Source organism: Ruminococcus sp. AF17-12, assembly GCF_003479245.1.
GTDB lineage: Bacteria > Bacillota > Clostridia > Lachnospirales > Lachnospiraceae > Blautia_A > Blautia_A fusiformis.
Window position 1 is genome coordinate 248082 of record NZ_QUGY01000003.1, and the last position, 22792, is coordinate 270873.

Annotated in this window: 21 protein-coding genes; 6 read left to right on the forward strand and 15 right to left on the reverse strand. The window is 45.1% G+C overall.

Features of this window, described 5'->3' with window-relative positions:
* The first annotated feature begins 498 nt into the window (after positions 1-498).
* The gene (arcC, locus tag DWW77_RS04800) at positions 499-1431 is read left to right on the forward strand and encodes a carbamate kinase (RefSeq protein WP_015526125.1); all 933 of its coding nucleotides are present in this window, start codon (positions 499-501) and stop codon (positions 1429-1431) included.
* Positions 1432-1589: 158 nt separating this feature from the next.
* Here the strand turns inward: arcC and nrdD are convergent, their stop codons facing one another.
* Complete coding sequence (gene nrdD, locus DWW77_RS04805) at positions 1590-3725, reverse strand: anaerobic ribonucleoside-triphosphate reductase (RefSeq protein ID WP_015526126.1); 2136 nt, start codon at positions 3723-3725, stop codon at positions 1590-1592.
* A gap of 201 nt (positions 3726-3926) precedes the next feature.
* Positions 3927-4514, reverse strand: coding sequence for a hypothetical protein (locus DWW77_RS04810; protein WP_147419582.1), 588 nt, complete (start codon positions 4512-4514; stop codon positions 3927-3929).
* A gap of 214 nt (positions 4515-4728) precedes the next feature.
* Between DWW77_RS04810 and asnA the strand changes: the two genes are divergently transcribed.
* Both asnA and DWW77_RS04820 read left to right on the forward strand, forming a co-directional pair.
* Entirely contained in the window at positions 4729-5739 is a 1011-nt protein-coding gene (gene asnA, locus DWW77_RS04815) for an aspartate--ammonia ligase (RefSeq protein WP_118608141.1), read from the forward strand.
* Between the two features lie 49 nt (positions 5740-5788).
* Positions 5789-6223 carry a CBS domain-containing protein gene (locus DWW77_RS04820; protein ID WP_118608142.1) on the forward strand — a complete coding sequence of 145 codons (435 nt, stop codon included), beginning with the start codon at positions 5789-5791 and terminating at the stop codon, positions 6221-6223.
* Between the two features lie 91 nt (positions 6224-6314).
* Here DWW77_RS04820 and nagB read toward each other — a convergent pair whose 3' ends face one another.
* The 6 genes from nagB to DWW77_RS04850 form a co-directional block, all read right to left on the reverse strand.
* Positions 6315-7055 carry a glucosamine-6-phosphate deaminase gene (nagB, locus tag DWW77_RS04825; RefSeq protein ID WP_118608143.1) on the reverse strand — a complete coding sequence of 247 codons (741 nt, stop codon included), beginning with the start codon at positions 7053-7055 and terminating at the stop codon, positions 6315-6317.
* A 17-nt stretch (positions 7056-7072) separates the two neighbouring features.
* Positions 7073-7912 (reverse strand): sugar phosphate isomerase/epimerase family protein, encoded by an 840-nt coding sequence (locus DWW77_RS04830; RefSeq protein ID WP_118608144.1) that lies wholly within the window; start codon positions 7910-7912, stop codon positions 7073-7075.
* A 55-nt stretch (positions 7913-7967) separates the two neighbouring features.
* Positions 7968-8807 (reverse strand): carbohydrate ABC transporter permease, encoded by an 840-nt coding sequence (locus DWW77_RS04835; RefSeq protein ID WP_118512572.1) that lies wholly within the window; start codon positions 8805-8807, stop codon positions 7968-7970.
* Positions 8807-9688, reverse strand: coding sequence for a carbohydrate ABC transporter permease (locus DWW77_RS04840; RefSeq protein WP_173739739.1), 882 nt, complete (start codon positions 9686-9688; stop codon positions 8807-8809). Before DWW77_RS04840 ends, DWW77_RS04835 begins: the two co-directional genes overlap by 1 nt.
* Before the next feature lie 145 nt (positions 9689-9833).
* Positions 9834-11078, reverse strand: coding sequence for an ABC transporter substrate-binding protein (locus tag DWW77_RS04845; RefSeq protein ID WP_227752237.1), 1245 nt, complete (start codon positions 11076-11078; stop codon positions 9834-9836).
* Between the two features lie 61 nt (positions 11079-11139).
* A complete protein-coding gene (locus DWW77_RS04850; RefSeq protein WP_118608145.1) occupies positions 11140-12177 on the reverse strand; it encodes a Gfo/Idh/MocA family protein in 1038 nt (345 codons plus the stop codon).
* A gap of 495 nt (positions 12178-12672) precedes the next feature.
* Here DWW77_RS04850 and DWW77_RS04855 point away from each other — a divergent pair, with 495 nt between their 5' ends.
* Both DWW77_RS04855 and DWW77_RS04860 read left to right on the forward strand, forming a co-directional pair.
* A complete protein-coding gene (locus DWW77_RS04855; RefSeq protein ID WP_118608146.1) occupies positions 12673-13878 on the forward strand; it encodes an ROK family transcriptional regulator in 1206 nt (401 codons plus the stop codon).
* Between the two features lie 15 nt (positions 13879-13893).
* Positions 13894-14952, forward strand: a complete 1059-nt coding sequence (locus tag DWW77_RS04860; protein ID WP_118608147.1) for a Gfo/Idh/MocA family protein — start codon at positions 13894-13896, stop codon at positions 14950-14952.
* Between the two features lie 106 nt (positions 14953-15058).
* Here the strand turns inward: DWW77_RS04860 and DWW77_RS04865 are convergent, their stop codons facing one another.
* The 3 genes from DWW77_RS04865 to DWW77_RS04875 form a co-directional block, all read right to left on the reverse strand.
* Positions 15059-15802: an amino acid ABC transporter ATP-binding protein gene (locus DWW77_RS04865; RefSeq protein WP_118608148.1), complete on the reverse strand. Its 744-nt coding sequence runs from the start codon at positions 15800-15802 to the stop codon at positions 15059-15061.
* Entirely contained in the window at positions 15789-16478 is a 690-nt protein-coding gene (locus DWW77_RS04870) for an amino acid ABC transporter permease (RefSeq protein WP_227574153.1), read from the reverse strand. The genes DWW77_RS04865 and DWW77_RS04870 overlap by 14 nt, the downstream gene beginning before the upstream one ends.
* A 147-nt stretch (positions 16479-16625) precedes the next feature.
* Complete coding sequence (locus DWW77_RS04875; protein WP_118512579.1) at positions 16626-17402, reverse strand: transporter substrate-binding domain-containing protein; 777 nt, start codon at positions 17400-17402, stop codon at positions 16626-16628.
* A 345-nt stretch (positions 17403-17747) separates the two neighbouring features.
* On the opposite strand from DWW77_RS04875, the gene dapF reads away from it, so the two are divergent.
* On the forward strand, positions 17748-18602 hold the full coding sequence (gene dapF / locus DWW77_RS04880) for a diaminopimelate epimerase (protein ID WP_118608149.1): 855 nt from the start codon (positions 17748-17750) through the stop codon (positions 18600-18602).
* Positions 18603-18665: 63 nt separating this feature from the next.
* Here dapF and DWW77_RS04885 read toward each other — a convergent pair whose 3' ends face one another.
* The 4 genes from DWW77_RS04885 to DWW77_RS04900 all read right to left on the reverse strand — a co-directional run bounded on the left by DWW77_RS04885 (position 18666) and on the right by DWW77_RS04900 (position 22735).
* Positions 18666-18980, reverse strand: a complete 315-nt coding sequence (locus tag DWW77_RS04885; RefSeq protein ID WP_015526135.1) for an AzlD domain-containing protein — start codon at positions 18978-18980, stop codon at positions 18666-18668.
* Complete coding sequence (locus DWW77_RS04890; protein WP_118608150.1) at positions 18970-19689, reverse strand: AzlC family ABC transporter permease; 720 nt, start codon at positions 19687-19689, stop codon at positions 18970-18972. The genes DWW77_RS04885 and DWW77_RS04890 overlap by 11 nt, the downstream gene beginning before the upstream one ends.
* A 264-nt stretch (positions 19690-19953) precedes the next feature.
* Positions 19954-21975: an ABC transporter permease gene (locus tag DWW77_RS04895; RefSeq protein WP_114002101.1), complete on the reverse strand. Its 2022-nt coding sequence runs from the start codon at positions 21973-21975 to the stop codon at positions 19954-19956.
* Positions 21968-22735: an ABC transporter ATP-binding protein gene (locus DWW77_RS04900; RefSeq protein ID WP_015526139.1), complete on the reverse strand. Its 768-nt coding sequence runs from the start codon at positions 22733-22735 to the stop codon at positions 21968-21970. The genes DWW77_RS04895 and DWW77_RS04900 overlap by 8 nt, the downstream gene beginning before the upstream one ends.
* Positions 22736-22792: the final 57 nt, after the last annotated feature.

Sequence of the window (22792 nt, forward strand, 5' to 3'; positions counted from 1 at the left end):
TTTCCACAGACAAAGGCATCCCTCCCCGGCAAATGGTGCATGATCAGTGTTTTTTCGATAAAATAAAATGGATTTCTGCATCGAAACGATGCGTGAACAGATCCCGCAGAATGCAGGATCAAGACTTTTTCAATGTATCACATTCCCAGACCATGTGCAACCGGATATAAAAATTATAAAGTTTGTTTAAACTTTCTTTATAAATTTTCCATTTCTTTTAGATTAACGACATATTTTAAACATATTTTCTCTATATAATAGGTGTTGGATAGATGAAAAACCACTCTCTATCTCCCCCCTCAAAAAATAGTAGGAATCAAACCGTCTGACTGGATCAGGCGGTTTTTCCTGTCTCGGAAAACACTCGATTTTCTATTGCATTTCCCACATAGGTCTTTTATAATAAAATATAATACTCGTGCATCGTTTTCGATGTACTCGTTACTGAATACAGTAACTGATTTCATTCCAATTTTTAAGAGAAACGAGGTATTTCCTATGAGCGAAAAAACCGTAGTAGTTGCATTAGGCCACCGGGCACTTGGCACCACACTTCCAGAGCAAAAAACAGCTACAAAACTCGCAGCGAAGGTAATCGCAGATCTGGTAGAGGAGGGAACCCGCGTAGTGATCTCCCACAGCAACGGTCCGCAGGTAGGGATGATCCACACCGCAATGAATGAATTCGGTAAGGCACATCCTGATTATACATTTGCACCAATGTCCGTATGTTCCGCCATGAGCCAGGGTTATATCGGCTATGACCTTCAGAACGCCATCCGTGCCGAGCTTATCTCCAGAGGGATCTACAAACCGGTCAGCACAGTTCTGACACAGGTTGTCATCGATCCATACGATGAAGCATTTGCAGAGCCGGAGAAGATCATTGGACGTGTTCTTAACGCAGAAGAGGCCGAAGCTGAAGAAGAAAAAGGAAACTTTGTCACAAAGGTGGGCGAGGGCCAGTACAGACGTATCCTTGCAGCACCGAAGCCACAGAAGATCGTAGAGATTGAAACCGTAAAGGTCCTCTCTGCAGCAGAGCAGATCGTCATTGCTGCAGGCGGTGGCGGAATCCCGGTTCTTGAGCAGGGAACTCAGCTGAATGGTGCCAGCGCCATCATCGAGAAAGACCTGGCAGCAGGACTTCTTGCAGAAGAACTGAACGCTGACACTCTGATGATCCTTACAAGCGTCGAGAAAGTAAGCCTTGACCATAATACGGATCACGAATCTTATCTGGATACTATTTCCACAGAAGATGCCAAGAAATATATTGCCGGCAAACAGTTTGCGGCAGGCTCCATGCTTCCTAAGATCGAAGCAGGTGTTTCCTTCGTGGAGAAGGGAACCGGACGCCGTACCATCATCACAGACATGGCCCATGCAAAAGACGGCTACCGTGAGAAAACCGGAACTATCATTAAATGATCATTTTACGGACTCAGAATACAAAGTGAACTATAAAACTTCACTTTACATAAAAATATCCCGCAGACGGCTGCTGGTCTTACCGGCAGCTCTGCGGGATATTTTTATACTGTCTGGCTGTCCGATCACTGTTCCACAGTTGATCGGGCAGCCAGTATTTACATAGATTTTCGCTCAGCGATCTCAGCCATCTTCGCCTCATTCAGGCGGGTATCTCCATGGACACGGCTGTAGGAAAGATATCCGTTCATACGGTCGATCTTGGTCAGGTTTCTAGAACCGCAGACAGGGCATACATCCATCTCCAGTTCCTCATGACCACAATCGTCACAGTATGCAAGAGAAAGGTTCACTCCCTCATAATATCCCAGATCCATGGCTCTGCGGATCAGTGTACGGATAGCTTCCTTATTGTAGCCGATCGGATAACGTACATACTGAATCTTACCTCCATTGCAGAGTTCCCAGAAACGTCCCTCCAGATCCTGTTTCTCGATCGGAGTTACATCCTCTGTTACATGGCAGTGGAAGCTGTTGCTCACATATGGTCTGTCAGAAACGCCCTCAATGATTCCATACATCTTACGGAACTGCTCTACCTGCAGGCCACAAAGACTCTCTGCCGGTGTTCCGTAGATCGCATAAAGATAACCATCTTCCTTCTTGTACTGATTTACCTTGTCATTGATATATTTCAGGACCTCCAGAGCAAACGCCCCATCCTCGGCAATGGATTTGCCATTGTAAAGTTCCTGAAGCTCATTTAACGCTGTGATACCGAAGGAAGCTGTCATAGGCTTCAGGATCTTGCCAATCTTTTCATTCGGTTTCAGATGTCCGCCGTAGAAACCGCCTTCACAGTATGCAAGCGGGTTGGTGGATGCACGCATCTGTCCCAGATATTCGTAAGTGCGGATATGCAGGTTACGGATCATTTCCAGATAGAAATCCAGAACCTCATAGAAATCTCTGCTCTCTGCTCTGGCCTTGGCAAGTATCATCGGAAGATGAAGACTTACCGCACCAATGTTAAAACGTCCCACAAAAACAGGCGTATCATTCTCATCCGCCGGCTCCATACCGCCACGCTCATACCACGGACTTAAGAAAGCACGGCATCCCATCGGGCTGATGACCTTCTTGTATTTCCTGTACATACTGGAAATGTATCCCGCACCGGACATAGACAGCCAGTCCGGATACATGGTCTTGGAGGAACACTCCACACCAGCCTCAAAAATATCCTCACAGCACTTTCCGGGACCATGGATCTCCTTGTCATAAAGGAATACGATTTTCGGGAAAAGTACCGGTTTCTTATGTCCGGCCTTCCCCTGTCCTCCCTGATGGACCTCAAGAAGGGAAATCGTGCACATCTTCTCAAACTGCTCGGTTCCGAGACCAAGTGTCACCGTAACAAACGGATAATCTCCTCTGGAAGAACCGACGGTATTCAGCTTGTACTCAATTCCCTGCCATCCCTGGTCATAATCCCTGCGGACCTTATCAAGAGCATATTCAATAGCTCGCTCCTCGCGGCCACTCCAGCTCTCATCCGAGTATTTCATAAATTCGGAAATATATTTATCATAGCTTTTCTTTGCATACGGTGCCAGGATCTTATCAACCTCCGGCACTGTAAAGCCACCATACTGCTGTGCTGCTGTACTGAGAATGATATCCCCCATAACATCAAAGGCTGTATCCAGAGTCTTCGGCTCGTTATACCAGACATTGCCCATCTCAAAACCACCACTTAAAACAGCTGCCACATCGAACAGACAGCAATTCATGGTATCCAGACGTGCAGACTGGTCATGAATATAAATGTAGCCGTCCTTACATGCCTGAAGCTCATTACGGTTCATAAAAAACTTCCGGTAGAGTTCCTTGTTCAGCTCATTAAAGATCAAACTTCGTTTCGTGGCAACAAGGGCACTGTCTGTATTGGCATTACTTTTATCACCGATATAACGGATTGCCTGACTCTTGGTATAGACATCATCCATCATATGGATAAAATCCAGCTTGTAATTCCGATAATCACGGTAGCTCTTGGCAACTGCCGGATTCACACGCTCCAGAGCCCCCTCCACGATGTTATGCATCTCCTGGATCTCGATCTCATTCTTTCCAAGGGAATCCGCATGCTCCTGGGCAAAACGGCAGATAAAATCCTTCTCCTCGTCTGAAAAAGTATAAAGAATACGCTCTGCGGATTTGTTCACGGCAGCCACGATCTTCTGCGGATTAAACTCCTCTCTTGTCCCATCTTTTTTGATCACATATAACATTGCTCATCCCTCCCTGTGCTATATATAAGCCGCTATGCTAAAATACTATATATAGTACCTATGTCCTCTATATATTGTTTTTCATCTATATGTTGTGCTAGGCATGAGTATAACACAGCTGAGAAGAAAAGAAAAGGGATATTTCTGTATACACGAAAATACAGACACTTAGCACTGCCTGATCTCACTGCAGAAATATTCTCACAAATTCGTTCCGATCCAGTCTGCAAGAAAATCCCATAATTTCGGAAGCAGAATGGCCAGTGTCACTATAAACCATATGATCCAGCCTGCCCCGCTGCTTTTCTGCTCTTTTTTTTGCTGTTTTTTTCCCTGATCTAAAACTTCTGCACGATTTCTGCCCACCGTTGTTTTATTCCTGGTATTAACCGCCGCTGCAGTCTTACGTCCGGCTGCTGCACCTGTATTCCGGCTTCCGGTTAGATTCCGATTCAAATCGGTATTGCGGCTTGCATTTGTATTCCGGTTTATGTTTGTATTCCGGTTTGCGTTCGTATTCCGGTTTGCGTTCGTATTCCGGTTTGCGTTCGTATTCCGGTTTACGTTCGTATTCCGGTTTACGTTTCCGTTACGTTGTGTTGTTTGATCAGCATCCTGTCCATACTGCCGCATCATATCCCGCACTTTGGCGGAAGCATGTTTATAATGTATCTCCCGGGGCTCATTCAGATGATATAACGCCTCATCATTTCTGTAAGGCATCCCGCATAATGAACACCTGCCATTTACAACCTTACCCCCACAAACCTGACACCTTTGACCTGCCATAAGCTCCCTCCATTCTATCCGTCAAAACGGATATTTATATTTCCGTCGTAAACATAAGCATTTTTTTCAGTATATCACACCAGGCATTTAATACCCAGTATTTTTCTACGATACCTCAAAAGACTTCCCCTCTCATTATATTGCCACTCCACCCATTTTCTGCTATAATACCCCACAGAGCAATAAGCCTAAAAATCATCAGGAGGAGCCGATAATGAATACAATCACAATCCCCGCAACCTATCATGCAGACCTGAACCTCCATGACACACAGATTGCGATCAAAACAGTAAAAGATTTCTTCCAGCAGACACTCTCCCAGAAGCTGAACCTTCTTCGAGTATCCGCTCCAACATTTGTAGCACCGGAATCCGGCCTTAACGACAACCTTAATGGTGTAGAGCGCCCGGTAAGCTTTGATATCAAGGCTATCGAAGGAAGCAACGCCGAGATCGTACACTCCCTTGCCAAATGGAAACGCTACGCACTGAAAAAATACGGATTTTCTCACGGAGAAGGTCTTTACACAGATATGGTAGCCATCCGCCGGGATGAAGATCTGGACAATATCCACTCCGTTTACGTAGACCAGTGGGACTGGGAAAAGATCATCTCAAAAGAAGAGCGTTCCATTGAGACTCTCAAGGAAACCGTACGCACCATTTACAGTGTCCTTCGTAAAACCGAGAAATACATGGCTGTACAGTATGACTACATCGAGGAGATCCTTCCAAAGGATATCTTCTTTATCACAACTCAGGAGCTTCTTGACATGTATCCGGACTGCACACCGAAGGAACGTGAATATCGAATCACCCGTGAAAAGGGCGCTGTCTTCCTTATGAAAGTCGGCAAAACCCTCACCAACGGCGAACGCCACGACGGACGTGCTCCGGACTATGATGACTGGGAACTGAACGGTGATATCCTCGTGTACTATCCGGTACTTGACATTGCCCTTGAGCTTTCCTCAATGGGAATCCGTGTTGACGAGGACGCACTTGACCGCCAGCTCACCGAAGCAGGCTGTGATGACCGAAGAGAACTTCCATTCCAGAAGGCTATCCTGAACAAAGAGCTTCCGTACACCATCGGCGGTGGTATCGGACAGTCCAGGATCTGTATGTTCTTCCTTCGTAAAGCACACATCGGAGAAGTACATGTCTCTCTCTGGCCGAAGGAGATCACAGATGTTGCAGAGACACACGGACTTCAGCTTCTCTAAAAACAGCTTACAGATTTATTTATAATTTTTGCGGAAATGAGGTAATAACGTGAACATTCTGTTTTTTCTGATTCCCAAAAGCGAAGTAGCCTACATCTTTGAGGATGAAACTCTTCGCCAGACCCTCGAAAAAATGGAGCACCGCAAGTACTCCTGCATTCCTATCCTCACCATGGACGGCAAATATCTCGGCACTATCTCAGAGGGAGATCTCCTCTGGGGCATGCGCCGTGCAGATATTCACGACATCAAGGAAACAGAGGGAATCCCGATCATGGCGCTCCCACGCCGTGCCACCTACAAACCAGTCCATGCAGCTTCTAATATGGAAGACCTCCTGGATCGCGCCATTAATCAGAACTTCGTGCCGGTGGTAGATGACCAGGGTTCCTTCATCGGGATCATAACCAGAAAATCTATCATCAAATACTGTTACAACGAAATAAAAACCGCACAGAAAACTGCCGGTGAAGAAATCCACTGAGCAGCAAAAAGAAAAAGGATGGCTCTCCGTTCCTGCACAGGCAGGAATCGGAAGCCATCCTTTTTTGATCCGGCAGTTGTATTCCGGATTTTTATTTTATTTTTTTGCGGATCATACTCAGTGCATCTTCATCTGCCACAACCGTAAGATCCGGGTGAAGCTGCAGGATAGATGCCGGAACCCTCGGTGTGATCGGTCCGTACAGGGAATTATACAGGGCTTCTGCCTTGGATGTTCCCGTTGCCACAAGAAGGATCTTTTTTGCAGCCATGATATTCCCGATTCCCATAGTGTAGGCCTGTTTCGGGACCTCATCCATGCTTTCAAAAAACCTTGAATTGGCTCTGATGGTACTTTCTGTCAGATCCACACAATGGGTTTCTTTTTCAAAGGCATCTCCTGGTTCATTGAAGCCGATGTGTCCGTTCCCGCCGATACCAAGCAGCTGCATATCCACACCTCCGGTTTGCCGGATGATTTCGTTATACTGTGCACATGCCTTATCGCTATCCTCTTCCAGTCCGTCAGGCACAAAGGTCCGTGCTTTGTCAATATTTACATGGTTAAAGAGATTCTGATCCATAAAATAGCGATAGCTCTGGTCATTGTCGCCGGAAAGTCCCTTGTACTCATCCAAATTCACGCTTGTCACCCTGGAAAAATCCAGATCTCCTTTTTTGTACCATTCTAACAGCTGTGTATACATGCCCACCGGTGTGGAGCCCGTGGCAAGCCCGAGAACTGCATCCGGTTTCATGATAATTTGTGCAGACATGATATTAGCTGCTTTTCTGCTCACATCCTGATAATCTTTCCCTGTATAAATAATCATAGTTTTTTCCTCAGCTCTTATTCTGCGATCAGTTTATCCAGAAGATCCTTGGCCATACGGATATCTTTTTTCTGTTCCTCACCGGAAATCTCACGTTCAATGGTAATATCTCCCTGATAACCAATCTCTTTCAACTTCGCAATAAATGCGGGATAATTTACTTTTCCCTGACCAAGAGGAACTTCGTCACCCAGATGATGTCCGTCCGTGGGATATTTTCCGTCTTTTCCGTGAATTCCCATAACATACTCACCGAAAACCTCCAGAGCATCTACCGGATTTGCCTTTCCGTACATGATCAGGTTTGCAGGATCAAGGTTAATTCCCACATTTCCTTTTCCGACCGCTTTCTCAATATCCTGGATCGCACGCTTTAATGTTACCGGAGTTTCCTGTCCTGTTTCGAACAGGAAGTTCTGACCGTTTTCCTTGCATTTTTCCACAATAGCCTTACATGCAACCAATACTTCCTCGTATTTCGGATCGTATGGATTTTCCGGCATATAGCCAACGTGTGTTGCCAGGTCTGTCACATGGATCTTTTTCGCAAAGTCAGAACCTTCCATAAGCATCTTCAGTCTCTCAACTCTGTAATCAGACGGAATCAGGCCAAGCGTCAGCTGTCCTTCATAGAAATCCCAGACTCTGCGACCTTCCCATCCGCACCAGAATGCGGTTGCGTGGATCCCGTATTTCTCCAGTCCTTTATTGATAGCCTCTGCCATGGCATCATCGTGAAGTGTTGGACGATCCCAGCATACCAGCTGGCAGCTGTCCACACCCATTTCCTTCAACTCAGCAAATTTTGCATCAATATCTGTATTGCTTGTAAATTCGATCAAAACTCCAACTTTCATAGGTTCTGTTCTCCTTCCAGTATTATCTCATATTATACTACTTATACCACCAAGATCAGCCTTTTACTGCGCCGGCAGTAATACCACCTACAATATGCTTCTGCATCACAACAAAGAAGATAAGACTCGGTATCATAGACATTACGATTCCAGGAAGCGCATGCTCCCAGTCTGCTGTCTGTGCTGAAAACTGCATGTACAGTGCATTCTGGATATTCATTGCCACTGTGTTTCCGCCAACGATCAGCTGGTTGGTGATGATATCATTCCAGGTTGCCAGTGCATCCAAAACAACGACCGTAGTAAGGATCGGTTTCAGAAGCGGAAGTACAATGCTGAAATAGGTACGGATCTTACCTGCACCGTCAATACATGCACACTCTTCCAGATCGATAGGCACATTTTTTACAAATCCATGGATCATGTATACAGCCAACGGCATACACAATCCTACACTTACCAGAATATATCCGGTTCTTGTCCCTGTCAGCTTCACATTCGAAACCAGTCTTGTCAAAGTGATCATATAAGACTGGAACGGAACCATCATTGGCATGATGATCAGAACAAAGCATACTTTGCTGAGTCTGTTTTTTGTTCTTGCAAGCTTATAGGCTGCCATCGGCGCAATGAGCACCACCAGGATGACCGTACAGAATGTATAAAGCAATGTGTTAAAGATCAGAGACGGGAACCCGAATTTTGTCCAGGTCTCAATGTACATCTTCAGGCTCCAGGATTTGGGCAGAGCCAGGAAATCCTGCAGCATATCATTGTAGGGTTTAAACGAGTTTATAAAGATCAATACCAGCGGCATCAGCCAGAATATCGCACATACAAAAATAATAATTGTCAGTGCATTCACCTGCCGCAGGTTCTTTGGTTTCTTCTTCATTATGCCTCAACCTCCTTACTCTTGGTAATCTTCATCTGAATTGCTGTAATGATCAGAACAAACACTACAAATACAAGAGATTTGGCAGTAGCAAGACCATATTTGCTGTTAACAAAAGCTTCCTTATAAATGTTATATGCAACGGAAACAGTTGAATTCGCAGGTCCGCCCTTTGTAAATACCATGATAATATCGAATAATTTAAACGCAAATGTCATTGATGTCAGCATACAGATCGAGATTGCAGGCATGATCATCGGAATTGTGATCTTGCGGAATACCTGAAAAGATGTTGCTCCGTCGATTCTTGCCGCTTCCAGAAGTTCCCCCGGAACTGCAATGATTCCTGCGATATAATTGACCATGTAAAAACCAAGATTCTGCCATACTGCCATGACAACAACTACATAAAAAGCAAGCTTCGGTGTTCCAAGCCAGCTCCAGTTAAAGAATTCCCATCCTGTAACACTGTAAAGAGCCTCAAAGCCAGGTCCCAGGATAAATTTCCAGATCAGACTGATCGCTGTCAGACTGATAATGTAAGGAATATAATAAAAAGCACGTCCAAGACTGTTCACTTTGTTCTCACGTGCCATTACGATAGCAACTGTGAGAGAAACGATATTTACGATAACAACATAAAATACTGCAAATTTAAGAGTAAATCTGACACCTTTCCAAAAAAGCGGGTCAGCAGTAAAAATTTTCACATAGTTGGCAAGTCCTACAAATTCCATGTTCTTGCCGATTCCATTCCAATTAAATACCGAATAGTACAGATTCATTACAAATGGAATATCTGTGGCAAACAGTACAAAAGCAACTGCCGGAAAGACAAACAATGCAAAAATTGCCAGATCCTTTGTTTTTTTGTTTTTCAATCCTATCCCCTCCAGAAATTCAATTTTTCTTTGGTTTATATTGGGGAAACAGGCAAACCTGCTGCCTGTCTCCCTCTTTTGTCAGTTACATTCCGTCAGCCCAAAATCAACAAATCTGTTTCTCTTCGGCTCCTGGAGTTCCTTGTTATTCTGCAGATGTCCAGAAATCCTGGAAAAGCTGTGTTACTTCATCTGCACTCATATCTCCAAGCATGTAGGACTGGAGATACGGACCACACTCATCTGCGTAGCTGCCAGGAGCAATTGTGTGGATCCAGCCGTTTGTCTTTCCAGCATCGATATAGGTCTTAGCATCATTTGCAAGAGCGCCGGTTACTTTCATATCAGACTTTGCACCAGGAACAGCGCCTACACCTTCTGCCATCCATTTCTGGCCTTCTTCGGAGGTAAGGATAAACTCACAATACTCTTTTGCAAGATCCAGATTCTTGGAATCTTTGTTTACAATATAAGTCCAGTTACAGGAGGATAATACAGTTGCATCATCTTCACCGGAGCCTACCGGGAATGGAAGGAATGCAAGATTTGCATCCGGATTAAAGGAATCCAGTGTAGACTGGCACCAGTCACCCATATGGATCATAGCTGCTTCGCCGTTTGCAAGCATATTCTCTGATGTCTCCCAGTCAACCTCAAGCGGCTTGTCCGGACCATACTCTACAGCAAGATCAAGAAACTTGTAAAGGTTCTCCCAGTTAGGCATATCTGCAAATGATGTCTCTCCGGATTTGATCGCATCTACTGTCTCAGCAGCTGTTTTGTCTTTGTCGATCATGAAATGTGTTGCAACCTGTCCTAACACCCATGTTTCCTTTGAAGCAAGCGCAAACGGAGTGATGCCTGCATCCTTCAGCTTCTTGCATGCCTCTTCCAGCTCATCCATGTTTGTCGGAAGCTTGTCGATACCAGCTTTCTCAAAGCAGTCTTTGTTGTAGATCAGACCCATGTTCTCATAGGTCCATGGAAGAGATTTTACATTTCCCTCATCATCTTTTCCAAGGTTTACAGCGTCCTCATTGAATTTGTCCAGAACCTCTGTATCATTGCTCCAGTCATAAGCGTAATCATAGTACATTTTCGCTTTTGTTCCGGCCTCAGCATCAAATACATCCGGTGTATCACCGGAGTTTACTCTGGACTGAAGCAGTGTGTCGTAATCGTTGGCCGCATGCTGTACATCAACAGTCACACCAGGATGTGATTCCTCGAAGGCTTTTACCATCTCGTCATATTCATCCAGACCATAAGCATGTGCATCAAATACATTCAGTGTTACATTTTCCTCAGCATGTGCAGTTACCCCTCCTGCAACTACCATTGATGAGATCATTGCTGCTGATAACAGAATAGAAATCACTCTTTTTTTCATTTGCATATCCTCCTTTTGAATAGCTTTTTTATTTTTCTCACTGCCTTCAGTGAAAATTTCATTATTTGCTTTCGTGTGCGTCTACGTACTCTTTTGCCGCATTCCACTCTTTAATTCCAAGCTGTACGGATCTTACTCCTTCGATCAGAGGAGCAACCTCTACAGGTTTATCTTCTCTGACGCATTCCTGGAAATATTTGATTTCTGTATAATATGGTCCCAGATTGGAAACATTGATCCCCGCCACATCACTTTCGCCTTCATATTCAGCTTTAAGTTCCGGCGTCTCCACAGTTCCGTCTTTCTTATATACTGTCAGGCTCGGTGACTGGGCACCATTAAATTCTATCGTAGCATCCTCAAAATGTGCACGGAACGCTGCATGGAACTTCATTGCCGGTGACTCATCCCAGATACCTTCTGCTGTAGCAAAAATATCTCCGAATTCATACTTCGTGATGATATGATTGATCATACCACTTTCAAATCTGCTGGCATTTACCTGGAAGCTGTCCGGCTCCCCCAGCATATAACGCAGGAAATCAAGATCATGCACGTGAAGATCCAGCACAACAGAACCACTCTTTTCTTCCTTATGGAACCAGTCCTCAAATCCCCATTTCACATCTCCGCTGATGCGTTCCATAGTAATAGATTTCAGCTTTCCAAATTTTTCTGTGTCGTAAGCTTCCTTCAGATATTTATATTCCTCAAAGGAACGTACTACCTGGCCTACCATAACCTTCTTCCCGGATCTTTTTTCTGCTTCAAGAAGCATCTGGCAATCCTCTTCAGTCAGACATACCGGTTTTTCAACCAGTACATTCATTCCCTTTTCCAGCGCCTTCACTGCATGTTCTGCATGCAGATAGCTTGGAAGACAGATATGTACAATATCCAGCTGTTCCTTTTCGAGCAGTTCCATTCCGTATTCATACGTGGAAGCTTCAGGAAAATACGATGCCGCCTTGTCCAGAAATTCTTTTCTGCAGTCAGACAGGGCAACTACCTCAACATCATCCTCTTTTTCTGATAAGACTTTCAGGGATAAGTAATGAGTCGTTCCCATTCCGCCGCATCCAATCACTCCTATTCTCATCTCTCTACCTCTCTTTATTTGTCCAGTGACCTAACTAATATTTCAAAAAATAAAAGCTTTCTGCAGAAACATCTGTGTTTCTTGCCATAAGCTCTCTTTTTTGCTGCTCTTAGCTTGGATTTAGGATAGCACCCTTTGCCGTATCTGTCAACATTCTTTCTCGTTTTTTCGCCATTTAATGTGTATTTCTTGTATAATTAACAATATTTCTTGGTTTATTTGTGCATTTTTCACATATAAAGTCAATTACTCCTTTCGCCGTACTATTTATTCCAGTTCTTTTGTAAATTCTCAATGAAAACATCCGTGTTATATTGTATTTTCTTTATAATTATCAGATTTCTTTATCTCTCTTTCCATAATAATCACTATTTTCTTTATACAGCCACATGTTGATTATTTTCTGCATCTATGATAGGATATATTTAGTACGGAGACTTTACCAATATTTTTCGGTACCGTTTATTTTTAAAGGATTGGAGATGAAAAGAAACTATGAAACTTGTCAATCAGCAGGTTATTAAGAACACGAATATGAAACGGCTCTATACTTCCATCTATTCCAGTCCCGGAATATCCAGAGCACACCTTGCCAAACAGACGAAGCTCAGCAAGACAACCGTATCTACTCTTGTAGACGAACTGATCGAAAGGGAATTCATCGTGGACAGCGGTATCGGAGAATCCGACAGCATCGGACGTAAGCCGAACTGTCTTCAGGTACGGATGAACAGCTACTACATCGTTGTCATGAACTGGCATGAGAATACTGTAGAGGCTTATCTGGTAGACATTGCCGGCACTTCCGTCTTCCACGAAGCGCGAAAGCTTTCCGAAGATGAAAATCACGTTGTATGCTCCGGCTCCTGTTTCCGGGAATCCATCCTGAAACACTGTGCTCCTGACCGTATCCTTGGCATCTGTGTAGTAATGTCTGCCATGATCGATGCCTCCAGCAATGAAGTATATTCCACGACCCTGAATCTGCCTTCCATGGAAAGTACTCAGATCATTAAATCTCTGAAGACTGCATTCCCGGGATACCCGGTAGATCTTCTCAATGATACTGCCTGCTATTCCTATGCAGAAAAGGTCTATGGCAATATAAAAGAGAAAAATTTTGCCTTTCTCAATTTCGGTCGCGGCATCGGTGCCACCCTTTTCACAGAAGGAAGTATGCTCGGAACTGCCAGCGGTTCTTTTACCCAGTTCGGCCATTATTCCATTGATCCTCACGGTCCGGAATGTATCTGCGGAAATCATGGATGTCTGGAAGTTATGATCTCGGAACAGGCTCTGAAAAACAGGATCCCGGAATTTGGACAGATTCCATCCTTAAGCGCACTTTCAGAAATCACCTTCTCAGATCTGGGAAAGGCTGCCACTTTCCGCGATCCAACCGCTCTTGCCATGGTAAAGGAGATGGCATGGGAGCTGTCCATCGCCCTGAGTAATCTGATCAGTACCGTAAATCCATCTCTGATCGTTCTCGGCGGAAAAATCCCTGCTCTTGGCGAATATTTTCTCAACGAAGTGCGGGAAGACCTGAAAAAAACAGGTTTTCGCAGGATGGTAGATAATGTGACCGTCCGTTACTCTCAGCTCCAGAGCGATTCGTTCCTGAACGGAGCCATGAAATACTTTTTTGATATCCACTATTCTTTTACAAATCAGGATCCGACGAATTTTTTTATCGGATGATATAAGGAGGAAGCCATGAAAAAACTGAAAGCTGCTATTGTAGGCTGCGGCCGTATTTCTGTCTCTTATGCGGATGCATTCCATCGTCTCAGCGATGAAGTAGAATTAATATATGCTGTCGATAAGGACCCCGCTCTTGCCCGTTCCTTTGCAGAGGAATTTAACTGTTCCTGGACTACGGACTTTGATGAGATCCTGGATAAGGATATTGATGTGGTACATCTCTGTCTGCCGCATTTCCTGCACCCGGTCATGGCCATCAAAGCCATGAAAGCCGGCATTAACGTCCTTACCGAAAAGCCCATCGCCACCTGTCTTCAGGATGCAGACAGAATGATCCGTACCGCTGAAGAAACTCATGTAAAGCTGGGTGTTATCTTCCAGACACGTTACACAAAAAGTGTGGAAAAGCTCCGCGAAATGATCCAGCGGGGTGATTTCGGAAAAATCCTTACCGCCCGTTCCTATCTGACCTGGAACCGTCCGCTCGACTATTACAGTGGAAGTGACTGGAAGGGAACATGGGACAAAGAGGGCGGCGGTGTTCTCATCGACCAGGCGATCCACAGCATTGATCGTGTTCGATATATGCTGCATTCCGATGTGGAATGGATCGACGGAAGTGTCCATAATTATGTCCACCATTTTGTAAAGGTAGAGGATGCCGCAGACGCTGCTATCATGTTCAAAAACGGCTGTCTTTATAATCTATATGCATGCAACATTTACGGAGCCGATTCCCCGATCAATATTGAACTGATCGGAGAAAAAGGACGCCTGGGTCTTAAGCAGGACATGGGCTATTACGAGCTGGACGGCACCTATGCCGAGATCCGAAACACTTATGAGACCACAAATGTGGGCCCGGATTACTGGGGAAGCAGCCATCACCTGCAGATCCGTGACTTCTACCGTTCCGTCCGTGAGGATCTTCCCGTTGCCATCGATGGACTGGAAGGCAGAAAAACCCTGGAAATGGTAAAAGGAATCTACCTTTCCTCTGCCAGAAGAGAACGCATCTCTCTCCCCTTTGAGGATGTAACCTACAGTGATCTGAACCAGCCGGTGAAATAACTACGTCACTATTCTGTAACTATAAAAAACGGATGCTTTATCTCCTGCAGCATTTCCACAGGAGGATAAAGCATCCGTTTTTAATATTCTTATATTTATAATGTCATTATAATGTCTTTGAAAGAAACTCACGAAGTCTCTTATTCTTTGGATTTGCAAAGAATTCCTTAGGAGAATTTTCCTCCTGGATCTTTCCTTCATCAATGAAAAGAACTCTGGTTGCCACCTCGCGGGCAAAGCCCATCTCATGAGTTACCACAACCATGGTCATGCCGGATTTTGCAAGCTCCTGCATCAGCTCCAGAACCTCTCCGACCATCTCCGGATCAAGAGCAGATGTAGGCTCATCAAACAGCATCACGTCCGGGTTCATGGCAAGAGATCTTGCAATGGCGATACGCTGCTTCTGACCGCCGGAAAGCATGTCCGGATAGGAATCTGCCTTATCCGGAAGACCTACTCGCTTCAGAAGCTCCAGTGCCGTTTTTTCAGCCTCTTCCTTACTCATAAGATTCAGTGTCACCGGTGCGAGCATGATGTTCTCTTTTACTGTCTTATGAGGAAACAGATTGAACTGCTGGAATACCATTCCGATCTTCTGGCGATGACGGTTGATATCCACCTTTGGATCTGTGATGTCGGTTCCCTCAAAGAGGATTTTTCCCCCGGTCGGCTCCTCAAGGAGATTCAGGGAACGGAGAAATGTGGATTTACCACAGCCTGATGGTCCGATGATGGCTACTACTTCACCTCTGCGGATCTGTGTGGTGATCCCGTTGAGAACCTGATTGCCGCCATAGGCCTTTTCAAGTCCCTGTACATCCAGAAGCACTTCATTACTTACGCTCATTGGTTCTCAGTCTCCTTTCAAGTCTTCCTACCAGATAGGTAAGGAAACAAACGATCACAAGATAGATTGCAGCTACTACCAGCAGCGGGAACAGTGCACTGTAGGTCTGGCTTCGGATAATGTCTCCGCCACGGGTCAGATCCATAAGTCCGATATAACCACTGATGGATGTCTCCTTCAAAAGTACGATCAGCTCATTTCCCAGAGCCGGCAGAATGTTCTTGACCGCCTGCGGAAGAATGATCTTGATCATAGTCTGTGTATAGTTAAGACCCAGGCTCCGTCCTGCCTCAAACTGTCCCTGATCAATAGACATGATACCAGAACGGACGATCTCAGCCACGTATGCAGCAGAGTTCATACCAAAGGCGATAATGGCAACGACTATCTTACCCGGATCTATGGTTGCAAAAATAACATAAAATACGATCAGCAGCTGTACCATCGTTGGTGTGCCACGGATCACCGTCAGATAAACACGACAGATCACATTAAGGATCTTAAGCTTACCTGTCTTATCATGTGTGGAACGGACAATAGCAATGACAAATCCCAGAAAAATACCAAGAAGTACAGCAAAAAAAGTAATAATGATGGTATTTTTCAGACCGGACAAAATGAACTGCCAGCGATTGTCGTCCAGAAAGTTAAACTGAAACTGTTCAATAAGACTCAAAATTTCCACCCTTTCCAAAACTACAGGTTCCGAAATCCGGAAAACATACCCGGATATCCGGAACCTGATCATTCGCTACTGAACTCTGCAACGAATATCTGTTTCTCAGCTTATCCGTTCAGAATCCTCTGATTTCTCTGTACAAAATTATTTCTTTACGATAACAACCTGCTCTGCAGTTGTGTACGGATCAGTGAAATCAACGCTCTTTTTACGATCCTCTGTTACTGTCATTCCTGCAACACCAAAATCAGCTTTTCCGGATTTAACAGAATTTACGATCGCATCAAACTCCATATCCTCGATCTTCAGCTCATATCCAAGCTTGTCGCAGACAGCCTGAGCGATATCAACATCAATACCTACGATCTTATCTCCGTCGTAGTATTCGTATGGCTGGAAGGTTGCGTTTGTTGCCATGGTAAGAGTTCCCTTGGAGTGATCTGCATCCTTAGGAGTCTCATATGGTGTCTTACCTGCATCATCACCGATATAGTTATCTCTAATGGAATCCAGAGTTCCGTCATCCTTCAGCTCCTTCAGAGCCTCGTTAAACTCTTTTGTAAGGTCTGCATTATCTTTGGAAAGACAGATCGCATACTCCTCTTTATCAAAAATATCCTCAACGATCTCAAGATCATCGTTTTTCTCAACAAATTTCTTAGCAGGCTCGCTGTCGATCACTACGCAGTCAATCTTACCCTGTTTCAGAGCCATAACAGCGTCATTACCTTTGTTGTATCTCTCTACTGTTGCGTCTTTAACCTCTGTAGCGTCTGCGTCACCGGTTGTTCCAAGCTGAACACCGATCTTCTTACCCTCCAGATCATCTGCGCTCTTGATCTCATCTGCTGCAAAAACAGCGGATGTCATAGAAACTGTCATAGCTGCTGCAAGTGCAAGTGCCATAAATTTTCTCTTCATTTTTTCTTCCTCCTGAATTCTATGTACTTTACGTTAACTGTCTCTCTGCTTGTAACAGCCCAATCCGTAATGTACAGCATAATTATACATCTCCATGCATATTACTTTGTTTTATGATACCATGTTTCTGACAAAATGCAAGCACATAAAATCCATAAATACAAAAATCCACTTCTAATTTACCGGAATTTCACAGGGAAAATTCACTTTTCGATAACAATTGTTCAGTATACTATACTATTAAAGGCAACAAATGGAAAAAACCTGCGTGTTTTTTTCATGTGGGTCTTGTGCTCCAACAGAAAAAACAAGTATAATATTCAGAAACAAGAGGAGGCTACTATTATGAAATTCACGAAAATGCACGGCATTGGAAACGATTATGTATATGTAAACTGTTTTGAGGAGACTGTTAAGGATCCGGCCGCAGTGGCAAAATTTGTCAGCGACCGTCATTTTGGCATTGGTTCCGATGGTCTGATCCTGATCCGCCCGTCTGAGATTGCAGACTGCGAGATGGATATGTACAATCTGGACGGCTCTCAGGGTGCCATGTGCGGAAACGGTATCCGCTGCGTTGCCAAATATGTCTACGACCACGGCATTGTGGACAAAACTTCTTTAAGCATCGCCACAAGAAGCGGTATCAAATATGTGGATCTTACCATCCGCGACGGCAAGGCCTCCATGGTAAAAGTCAACATGGGCTCCCCGATCCTCACTGCAAAAGAGATCCCGGTGGTTGCCAAAACCGAGCAGGTGATCGACGCTCCCATCACCGTCGACGGAAAAGAATATCACATGACCGCAGTTTCCATGGGTAATCCTCATGCCATCATCTACGTAGACGATGTGAACAGCCTTGACCTGGAAAAGATCGGCCCGTCCTTTGAAAATCACGTATGCTTCCCGGACAGAGTCAACACTGAGTTTGTTCAGGTGATCGACCGCCACACCGTAAAGATGCGTGTATGGGAGCGTGGCTCCGGAGAAACCCTTGCCTGCGGCACAGGCGCCTGCGCAGTTACGGTAGCTTCCATCCTCAATGACAAGGTTGACGGCAACAAACCGGTTACTGTACAGCTTCTTGGCGGAGACTTAAACATCTCCTGGGAAAGAGATGAAAACCTTGTATATATGACAGGACCTGCAACTACGGTGTTTGACGGAGAGATCGATCTTGGATTTTTAGGTGAATAAATGAAAAAGGAGGGAGCTTTTCGAAGCTCCCTCCTGCGTATTATATTTCCGCATATCCCCTCTTCAAATAAATACCAGAACCCTCTCCACGATAAACACCGCCGCACATGCCAGTAGGGCTACTGTGATCAGGCTTTTTTCCTTATATGCAGCAATAAGTGCTACCAGGAAACCTGCTGCACCGGAGATGATGCTGTCTGTGGCCTTCAGGATGGCCGGGAAGGTCATGGCTGCCAGACAGGCATATGGCACATAATACAGAAAGGACTTGATAAACGGGCTTCTGATCTCGTTTTTTGCAAGAGCAAGGGGCAGCATACGGATGAGATAGGTGACAATTGCCATCACCAGGATATAAAGATATACATTATGACTCATGAACGGCTTCCCCTTTCTCTTCCAGCGGGCAGAAATAAGCTGCCAGGCCTGCTACCAGAAGTGTTGTGATAATGATCATAAATCCGGATGATACCTGTTTTAACACCGGTGTCACCGCAAAAACAGTACTGACTGCCATGGATGCCACAACCACCCCAAGAACCGGTCTGCTCTTTTTGGACGGCGGGATGATGATGGCCAGGAACATTCCGTAAATGGCAACGCTCAACGCACTAAGCATAAAATCCGGCAAAAGGCTTCCGGAGATTCCTCCTGCCAGAGTTCCAAGAGTCCATCCGGGAATTGCCACGCACATGGCTCCGTAATTATAAAATACGCTGACCTTTCCCTCCTGGGCCGCACTGATCCCGAAAATTTCATCGGTGATACCAAAAGCAGCGATGTATTTCAGGATACCGGACTCCTCACGCCGGAATTTCTGGGACAGGGAAAATGACATCAGGCAGTATCTCAGGTTGATGATCAGCTGGGTCATTGCCATCTCCCACATGGAGCCTCCCGCAAAAATAATGTCCAGTCCCGCAAACTGACCGGCCGATGTCAGGTTGGTTAGGGAGATCAGAACTGCCTGCCAGATACTCAAGCCGCCGGCAACAGCCATCATGCCAAAGGTAAAGGATACCGCAAAATATCCAAGAGCGATGGGAACTCCATCCTTCATACCTTTTCTGAAATTTTCTCTTTTCATCGATTTCCTCCATTATATGTACATTCTGTTATAAAACGCAACTATGAAAAGCACCTTTGCAGGCTTCTCCGATCTGTGCAGCGATCACCAGCGTCTCGTCTTACAGCGATCCAATAAATTAGTGCATCGCTATAGTTCGTTGTACATGTAAATAAGAGCGTGCCCGGAAACTTTTCTGCTTCCTGACACGCCCCTTTATTGTAGCATTGCCATATCAAAACTTCAATACTTCACAGCAAACACAGCTGTGCTTTTTCACCGATTTTATGCTTTTTCCACTATTTTATAGTAAGATCTGGCTGTCATGGAGTAGATCAGTCCATAGACCAGCGCAAAGGCCAGAACCGTTCCCGCAGTGCAGCCCACGTACAATTTTGTATTGGCCATTCCGAACAGCAGCAGGAGCCGGCGGATCAGCGGAAATGCCATGGAAATATGCACCATTGCCATCACAAGCGGGATAAAAAATACCAGAAGGATCTGTCTGCGGATAGCTCCTTTCACCTCTCTGCGGCTCATACCTACTTTCTGCATGATCTGGAACCTTCCCTGATCTTCGTAGCCCTCTGAGATCTGTTTGTAGTAAATGATCATCGCCGTTCCCATAAGGAACAGTGCTCCCAAAAAGATTCCAATAAACAGGATCGTTCCATTATCTACATAATACGTTTCGTACTCACTCTGGCGGACACCACCGATCACGATGGTATTCTCTGAAAAGCCACCGCTTCTGCAGTAATCTTTCAGTGCCTGATAAACAGCCTGGCCATACCGGATCTTTTCCTCCCCGCTGCCACGGATATCTACACCCAAATGAACTGTGAGATCTTTTCCAGCCTCGTAGGCATCAAGACCTTCATACATCTTTGTCCGAAGCCCGTCAATATACTCGAAATCGGAATCCGTCACAACAATTGCCGCCATATTGGATACCAGATTGTTCATGGCACTTAAAGGTGCTTTTTCCAGCCATTTTTTTACTGCAAAATCCCGGTCATCAATTTTTAATATGTCTTTTTCCTTTTCAGACGGATACCAGGCAAAGATCTCGCCGTCGTGAAGATCTGTTTTTTCACCGGTAAGTTTCTCATACTCAGACTGACGGATCGTATACAGATCTACGGATTTTCCATCTTCTGAGTAACTGTAAGCCTGTCCGATCATAATACCGTTTTTTTCCTGCCTGCAGCCGATCTCGAGATAAGTTTCGTCCACTGTTTTTTCTGCCGGCACCTGATCATTTTTGATTGCCTGTGCAAAAACTTTCTGAATCTGTTCACTCTGTTCCTGGCTGATGCCCGAAATCCTGGCATCCGTATCAAAAGGATACCGGTTCACCATGATGTCACCCATTCCAAAATACAGCGACACAGTCATAGAAAGAAGCAGGAGCACTCCTGTACTTAAAATACAGATGCTGGCCAGGCCTGCCGCATTTTGTTTCATACGATAGATCATGCCGGAGACACTGATAAAGTTGCCGGTTTTATAGTAGAACTTTTTGTTCTTTCGCAAAAGTTTCAGGATTACAATGCTTCCTGCGGTAAAAAGAAGATACGTTCCTGCCATAACCAGAATCACTGCCAGAAGAAAAATGAAAATTGCCTGGATTGGGGATTCCGTGGTTACTGCCAGATAATATCCCACTCCAAGAGAAATCATCCCCAGAAGTGCCATGAGCCATTTTGCCCGGGGCTCCTTCTCTCCTGTGTTTCCGCCTCTCAGAAGTTCTATGGGGTTATTCATCCTTACTCTGGTAAGATTCAGTGCCAGAATAACAAGAAAAATCCCTCCAAATCCTGCGATGCAAAACAGGATTCCTGTAATGGAAACATAAAATCCCAGCACTGCCGGAACATGAAGAAAACGGAAAAGCAAAAGCAGGGAGAGCTTGCTTCCAAGGATGCCAATCCCGATCCCTGCCGTCAGAGAAAGCAGCGAAGTCATGATTGTTTCCAGAAACATCACTTTTCCGATATGGCCTTTTTCCAGTCCCAGAATGTTGTAAAGCCCGATTTCTTTCTGTCTGTGTTTCATGAGAAAACTGTTGCTGTAGATCAGAAAGATAACGCAGAAAATTCCAACAACCACTTCACCGGTTCCTACGATCATCCTCACTTCTGCTGCCTGGGGCACTGCTTTCTCCAATGTGGGACAGTCCCGCAGAAATTCCATCATATACATCATGGCAATGCAGAAAATGCAGGTAAGCATATAGGGAACATAGGTGCTCCGGTTATTCCGGATGTTCTGCACTGCCAGTTTTCCAAACATTCCTTTACGCATAGGTCTCACCGCCTGTCGTAAGGATCGTCAGGGTATCTGCAATCATCTGGTACATTTCCTGTCTTGTTTTTGTGCCACGGTAGATCTGGTGGAACACTTCGCCATCCTTGATAAAAAGTACTCTGGATGCGTGGCTGGCGGCCTGCGCGCTGTGAGTTACCATGAGAATGGTCTGGCCTTCCCGATTTACCTCATTGAACATGGAAAGAAGATCGGAGGCTGCACGGGAATCCAGGGCTCCGGTCGGTTCGTCCGCAAGGATCAGCTTCGGATCTGTGATCAGTGCCCTTGCAACTGCTGCTCTCTGCTTCTGTCCGCCGGAAACCTCGTAGGGGAATTTTTCCAGAAGCTGGTTGATGTGAAGGGCTTTTGCAATGGGACGGATCTTCTGCTCCATCTCCTGATAATCTTCCCCTGCCAGCACGAGAGGAAGATAAATATTGTCCCGGAGACTGAAGGTGTCCAGAAGATTGAAATCCTGGAACACAAAGCCTAAGTTCTTCCGACGGAATGCGGAAATTTCTTTTTCTGTCAGGTGAGTAATGCTTTTTCCTTCCAGAAGCACTTCGCCGGATGTGGGGCGGTCCAGGGCTGCCAGAATATTCAGAAGTGTTGTTTTTCCGGAACCGGACTCTCCCATGATCGCCACATATTCTCCTTCTTCCACCGAAAATGTCACATTGAAAAGTGCCTGCACTTTATTTCCGCCGAAGCGGGTGCTGTATATCTTTTTTACATTTGTTACTTCCAGTAATGCCATACGCTAATTCCTTTCTTATCTGTATTTACAGCGATCCAGGGAGTCGTGCATCATGTT